The following is a 5,960-nucleotide window of genomic DNA, read 5'->3' as shown; positions in this document are numbered from 1 at the left end:
GTGGTGACCGCCTCGCGCGGCCAGGTTGGCCTGGTAGGCCAGGCCGAGCACGACGGCGGGCGCGAGCAGGGTGGCGACCGTCAGCCAGGGCGCCCGCGAGACGCGCGAGCCCGTCGCGCGCCACCGGGCCAGCAGCACGGCGAGCCCGATGGCAGCCACCGAGGCGCCCAGCTCGATGGCGAGGTCGAACGGGACGAACAACCACAGACCGGATAGCAGGACCCCGACCGCGGCGGCGTGGGCGGCCATGGACGCCTGGCTCCTGACCGCCAGCGCCCAGGTGATCGGGAGCACCGCCAGCGGCAACTGGATCGCCAGCCGCGACTCGGCAAGCACCGGCCCGCCGGTGAGAAGCAGGAACGCCACGACCAGCCGGACCGCGACCAGGAAGGCGGTGCCGTACAGCACGCGGCGCAGCCGGCGCAGGCCGCGGTCGCCGACCGGGCGGGCGGACGCGCCGACGGTCATCGCGGCGACGATCACCGCGATGGCCAGCAGCATGTCGGTGAGGAAGAGCGGCTCGAACATCGCGGTGGTTCTCCTTCGGGGGTCCAGGCGTCCACCGTGACGCCCGCGAGGGAGGGTTCGCGTCGGTGACCGTCGCCTATGCGCGAGGTCACGACCGGATAGGCGACTATCGCCCAGCCGTGAGGCCCCGGCCGGATAGGCGACTCCTACCGACGCGAACGCGCCGGCGCCGCTGCGAGTGTTCTCGGCGTAGCCACCGCACCGCCGAAGGAGGCATCATGACAGCGGAACCGGGCGCTCCCAGCCGGCCGATCGCGCCGCAGGCCCCGACGCGCCTGGCCCGTGGCACGGTGCTGGCCGCGGCGGCGTTGACCATCATGGCGGCGGCGATCATCGCGCCCAGCCTGCCCGCGATGAGGCAGGTCTTCGCCGACATCCCCGGCGCGGACCTCCTCGTCAAGCTCGCGCTGACCGTCACCTCGCTCGCGATCGCCGTCAGCGCTCCGTTGTCCGGGATGGTCGCCGACCGCCTCGGCCGCCGGCCGCTGCTCGTGTCCGGCCTGGTGCTGTACGCCGTCAGCGGCACGGCCGGGTTCTTCGTCAGCGACCTGTACGTGCTGCTGGTCACCAGGGCCCTGCTCGGTGTCGCGGTGGGCGGGATCATGACGGCGGTCAGCGCCACGATCACGGACTGGTTCGAGGGGCCGCGTCGCGCGTCCTTCCTCGGGCTGCAGCAGGCCTTCGCGAGCTTGGGCGGCGTCGTCTTCCTGCCCCTGGCCGGGCTGCTGGCCACGGTCAACTGGAGGGCACCGTTCTGGGTCTACGCGGTGTCGACCGTGATAGCGGTGTTCGCGCTGTTCTCCTTGCGCGAGGAGCCGCGGTCCACGCCCGCCGCCGCCCCTGCCCACCAGCAGAGCGCACGGCGAACGGCGGCCGGCCGGGTCGGCGGCGTGTACGTGCTGGCGCTCGTCGCGACGCTGGTGTTCTACATGGCGCCCACACAGCTGCCCTTCCTGCTGGGCCGGTTCGGCAGCGGACCCGCCGTCATCGGTGCGGTGGTCGCCGGGAGCACGGTGACCAGCGTCGTCGGAGCCCTGGCCTTCCCGCCCCTGCGCAGGCGCCTGACCCCCACCGTGATCACCACGATCAGCGTCGCGCTGCTCGGCGCGGGCTGGCTGCTGGTCGGCATGGCGGGCAGCGTCGCCCAGGTCGTGGCCGGGCTGCTCGTCGGCGGCGTCGGCGTCGGATTCGTGGTGCCCAACCTCAACCTGCGGCTCAGCGAACTCGCCCGCCCCGACCAGCGCGGCCGGATCCTCAGCGGCCTGGTCGCCGGGATCTTCCTCGGGCAGTTCCTCTCACCGCTGGTGGTACAGCCCCTTGTCGACACCACCGGGATCGCCGGCGCCTTCGCCTGGACCGGGATCGCCATGACGGCCGGTGCGGCTGTCGCCGCCATCGGAGCGTGGGCGACGCGCGCGGGCCGCGCCACCGGCGCCTGAACCACAAGACCACTTCGCACAACCAAGAAACCGTACGAAAGGAAGAGGAACGATGATCTACCACGGCAACCGCTTCACCATCAAGCCCGGCGTCTCCCCCGAGCGGCTGGAGGAGGCCCTTGAGAGTCTGCGCAACCAGGGCCGGGCCATCCCGTCGGTGAAGTCCTTCGTCGTCGGTCGCGACTACGGCGGCGAGTACGAGTGGGGGGCCACCTTCGTGATCGAGGACCTCGAAGGATACTGGGAGTACCTCGTCCACCCCGCTCACCTCAACACCGACCGGGTCGGTCTGCCCCTGGTCGACAAGTTCGTGTCGTTCGACATCACCGACGACGACGACCCGGAGATCGGCGCGAAGATCGCCGCGCTGCACAAGCGCCGCTACGACAGCATGCCGGACATCAACCAGCTGGTCTCCGACCTCGGCGAGTACGAGGGCCTCGCCGCTCCCGGCCCGCACGGCGAGTGACCACCGAACACCCGTCCAGTGACGAATGGAGCATGAACCACCATGTCCGTGAACTTCTCCGCACTCGCCCAGTCGTGGGCCGACATCTGGAACGGCAACCTGTCGCTGACCGACAAGACCGTGCACGAGGACTTCGTCTCGCACGCGGCGCCGCTCCTCGGCGGGCCGGCTCAGGACTCGACCGGCCGCGACAACCTCAACACGTGGGTCAGCGGGATCAGGGCGGCCTTCCCTGATCTGACATTCACCATCCAGGTCGGCCCGGTGGTCGACGGATCCTTCGAGGTCCTGCGCTGGCACGCGCAGGGCACGTACGCGGGCGGGATTCCCGGCGCGTCCCCGGAGGCCGTGGGCCGCCGCGTCGTCTTCTACGGCACCGACATCCTGCGCGTGGTCGACGGGCTGATCGCGGAGTACTGGGCCAACGCCGACAGTCTCTGGTTCGCCCAGCAGCTGGGCTTTCGGGAAGTGCCCCCCCTCGGCTGACGGCCACCGCCACGCCCCCGGGGCGACGTCAGGGCGCGGGCAGGCGGACCTGGAAGGCGGTGCCGCGGCCGGGCTCGGAGGTGACGGTCACGTCACCTCCGTGCGCGGCGGCCACGGCGGCCACGATCGACAGGCCGAGGCCCGCCCCGCCCCCGCCCAGTCCGTCGCAGCGCGCGTGGTCGCCGCGGTAGAAGCGCTCGAACACCAGGGAGCGCTGTTCGCGGGTCAGGCCAGGTCCCTCGTCAGCCACCTCGACCACCGCCTGCCCGTTCCGGACGCCGACCCGGATCCGGGCCGCGGTGCCCGGCGAGGTGTGGTCGAGCACGTTGACCAGCAGGTTGCCCACCGCCTGGCGGAGCCTGGCCGCGTCGCCCACCACCCTCACCGGTCCGTCGTGGCGCAGCGACAGCGGCCGGTCAGGGTCGATGGCGAGCGTGTCGGCGACCGCGTCGGCCACCAGCTCGGTCAGCTCCACCGGCTCGCGTTCCAGTGGGCGCCCCTGATCCAGGCGGGCGAGCAGGAGCATCTCGTCCACCAGGGAGCCCATGCGGGTGGCCTCGGCCTCGATCCGGCGCATGGCCCTCTCCAGATCGTCCTGCCGCGTCGCGGCGCCCCGGCGGAACAGCTCGGCGTAGCCGCGGATCGTGGCCACCGGCGTGCGCAGCTCGTGGGAGGCGTCGGCGACGAAGCGCCGCAGCCGGTCCTCCGACGCCTCGCGCTCGCGGAAGGCGCTCTCGATCTGACCGAGCATCGCGTTGAGCGCCGCGCCGAGCCGGCCGACCTCGGTGTCGGGCGGCGCGGTCTCGACCCGCCGGCCCAGCTCGCCGCCGCCGATGGCCGCCGCCGTCTCCACGATCCGGTCGAGCGGCCGCAGCCCGCGGCGGATCAGATGGGCAGCGAGCAGGGTGAGCACGGCCAGCGTGAAGCCCGTCGTACCGATCATGACGTACGCCACCCGCTCGGTCAGCTCGTCGGCCGCCGCCAGCAGCCGCTGTTCGCTGGTCAGGGCCAGCAACCGGGAGCCGCCGGGGCCGCGCCAGTCCTGGATGGCCCCGAACGTCGCCCCGGCCGCTACCGCCAGCGCCAGCGCCAGCAGGCCGACGACGGTCAGGACCAGGCGGATCCGCAGGGACATCAGTCCTCCCTCGGCAGGCGCAGCACGTAACCGACGCGGGGGACGGTGTGGATGAGGGGCGGGCCGCGGAAGTCGACCTTCCGGCGCAGGTAGCTGATGTAGGTCTGCACGACCCCGTCGTTGCCGCCGAAGTCGTACTTCCAGACGTGGTCCAGGATCCGGCCCTTGGACATCACCTTGCCCGAGTTGACCAGCAGGAAGCGCAGGAGCTCGAACTCCGTCGGGGTGAGGTCGATCAGGACGCCGCCCCGCCGCACCTCATGGGCGTCGTCGTCGAGGACCAGGTCGGCGAAGGTCAGCGTGCCGCTGTCGTGCCCGGCCCGCGTGGTCCGGCGCAGCACGGCGCGTACCCGGGCGATCAGTTCCTCAAGGCTGAACGGCTTGGTCACGTAGTCGTCGCCGCCCACGGTCAGCCCGCCGATCTTGTCCTCGGTCGCGTCCAGGGCCGTCAGGAAGACGACCGGGACCTCGGAGCCGGAGGCGCGGATCCTGCGGCAGACCTCGGTGCCCAGGAGGTCCGGCAGCATCACGTCCAGGACGATCAGATCGGGGTCGAAGGTCCCGGTCGCCGCGATGGCGGCGGCTCCGGAGGGGGCGGTCGCCGTCTCGAAACCCTCGTATCTCAGGGCGGTGGCGACGAGATCGGCCAGATAGGGTTCGTCGTCCACGACAAGAATCCGGTTCACCCGTCCAGTCTCACCCCGCCGATCTTGCCTGGCCCATGGAGAACTCTGTGAATCGGGATTCACACACCGCTCCAAGACCGGCCACAGAGCGGCTGGACATCGCCTTGCTGCACTGGCCGCCATGGAGAGACTCTCTGCCTTCGTGCTGCGGCGCAAGGGCATGACCATGCTGCTGGCCCTGGTGGCGTTCCTCGCCGGCTTGGGCGCGACCCCGATCGCGATCCAGCGCCTGTCGGAGGAGTACGCCCATCCGGGAATGCCGGCCTTCGACGCCAACCAGGACATCGTCAGGATCTACGGCAACGGCGGATACCAGCGGCCTTTCGTGCCGGTGGTGGTGCTGCCCGAGGGACGGAGCGCGCAGGCCGCCAAGGACGCGATCGGCCGGGCGTTCGCCGCCGTCTCGGCCAGCCTCCCCCAGGCGCGCGTGGTGTCGTACGCGGACACGGATGACCCGCGCCTGGTCGGCGCGGACGGCCGGACCACGTTCGGGCTGGTCTTCCCCGGCACCTACACCGACGGGAGCCCGCCCGGTGGCGGGCTGGGCGAGACACCGGACGAGACGCCGGTGATCGTCGAGGCGATGCGGCCGCACCTGCCGCCGGGCGCCACGGTCCGCGTGACGGGGCTCGACACGCTGGCGCCCAGTGTGGACGCGGGCGGGGTGGACGTGCCCGCCAAGATCGGCGTCGGGGTGCTCGCCGCGGTGTTCGTGCTGGTGCTGGTGTTCCGGTCGCTGCTGGCGTTCGTGCCGGTGCTGATCTCGGTGCTGGCCGTCTTCATGTCGTTCATCGTCATCCTGCTGCTCACGCTGGTGATGACGGTGCACGACGTGGCGCTGACCACGATGCCCCTCCTGGGCCTGGGGATCGCCGTGGACTATTCGCTGCTGCTGGTGGCGCGATGGCGCGAGGAGCAGGCCAACGGCCACCGCGGCGACGAGGCGGTGCACCGGGCCATGGCGGGGGCTGGGCGGGCGGTGCTGTTCAGCGGCGTCGCGGTGGCCGTCGGGCTGGTGACCATGGTCGTGCTGCCGGTGCCGTTCCTGCGCAGCCTGGGCATCGCCGGAATGATCATCACCGCCGTGAGCGTCGCCGCGACCCTGACGGTGCTGCCGGTCCTGCTGGCGCTGGCCGGGCAGCGGCTGGACCGACGGAACGCGACGGGCGCGCGCTTCCGGCGCGAGGCCGGCGCGGGCCGCGCGTGGTCGGCCTGGG

Annotated in this window: 7 protein-coding genes; 4 read left to right on the top strand and 3 right to left on the bottom strand. The window is 72.0% G+C overall.

The features are described 5' to 3' along the window. Positions 1-528, bottom strand: a 528-nt coding sequence (locus DQW85_RS29230) for a hypothetical protein (protein WP_162795467.1), incomplete at its 3' end; no start/stop codon positions are given. 218 nt (positions 529-746) lie between these two features. Between DQW85_RS29230 and DQW85_RS29225 the strand changes: the two genes are divergently transcribed. Genes DQW85_RS29225 through DQW85_RS29215 form a run of 3 tightly spaced genes read left to right on the top strand, consistent with a single transcriptional unit; the run spans position 747 to position 2,922 of the window. Next, positions 747-1,967, top strand: coding sequence for an MFS transporter (locus DQW85_RS29225; protein ID WP_113703072.1), 1,221 nt, complete (start codon positions 747-749; stop codon positions 1,965-1,967). A gap of 52 nt (positions 1,968-2,019) precedes the next feature. Continuing rightward, on the top strand, positions 2,020-2,436 hold the full coding sequence (locus DQW85_RS29220; RefSeq protein WP_113703071.1) for a Dabb family protein: 417 nt from the start codon (positions 2,020-2,022) through the stop codon (positions 2,434-2,436). Between the two features lie 42 nt (positions 2,437-2,478). Further along, complete coding sequence (locus DQW85_RS29215) at positions 2,479-2,922, top strand: ester cyclase (protein WP_113703070.1); 444 nt, start codon at positions 2,479-2,481, stop codon at positions 2,920-2,922. 28 nt (positions 2,923-2,950) lie between these two features. On the opposite strand, the gene DQW85_RS29210 is transcribed toward DQW85_RS29215, so the two are convergent. Both DQW85_RS29210 and DQW85_RS29205 read right to left on the bottom strand, forming a co-directional pair. Continuing rightward, positions 2,951-4,057 carry a sensor histidine kinase gene (locus DQW85_RS29210; RefSeq protein ID WP_113703069.1) on the bottom strand — a complete coding sequence of 369 codons (1,107 nt, stop codon included), beginning with the start codon at positions 4,055-4,057 and terminating at the stop codon, positions 2,951-2,953. Next, positions 4,057-4,743, bottom strand: coding sequence for a response regulator transcription factor (locus tag DQW85_RS29205; protein WP_240197497.1), 687 nt, complete (start codon positions 4,741-4,743; stop codon positions 4,057-4,059). The genes DQW85_RS29210 and DQW85_RS29205 overlap by 1 nt, the downstream gene beginning before the upstream one ends. Before the next feature lie 121 nt (positions 4,744-4,864). Between DQW85_RS29205 and DQW85_RS29200 the strand changes: the two genes are divergently transcribed. After that, the coding region (locus tag DQW85_RS29200; RefSeq protein WP_162795466.1) for an MMPL family transporter at positions 4,865-5,960 on the top strand (1,096 nt) is incomplete at its 3' end.

Origin of the sequence: Nonomuraea lactucae (assembly GCF_003313395.1) — a bacterium.
Lineage (GTDB): Bacteria > Actinomycetota > Actinomycetes > Streptosporangiales > Streptosporangiaceae > Nonomuraea > Nonomuraea lactucae.
The sequence above is the reverse complement of the archived record's forward strand: the minus strand, read 5'-3'. Positions and strand labels throughout refer to the sequence as shown.

Coding starts and splice junctions, on each gene's coding strand:
- DQW85_RS29225 (WP_113703072.1), top strand. CDS start 747: ATGACAGCGGAACCGGGCGCTCCCAGCCGGCCGATCGCGCCGCAGGCC.
- DQW85_RS29220 (WP_113703071.1), top strand. CDS start 2,020: ATGATCTACCACGGCAACCGCTTCACCATCAAGCCCGGCGTCTCCCCC.
- DQW85_RS29215 (WP_113703070.1), top strand. CDS start 2,479: ATGTCCGTGAACTTCTCCGCACTCGCCCAGTCGTGGGCCGACATCTGG.
- DQW85_RS29210 (WP_113703069.1), bottom strand. CDS start 4,057: ATGTCCCTGCGGATCCGCCTGGTCCTGACCGTCGTCGGCCTGCTGGCG.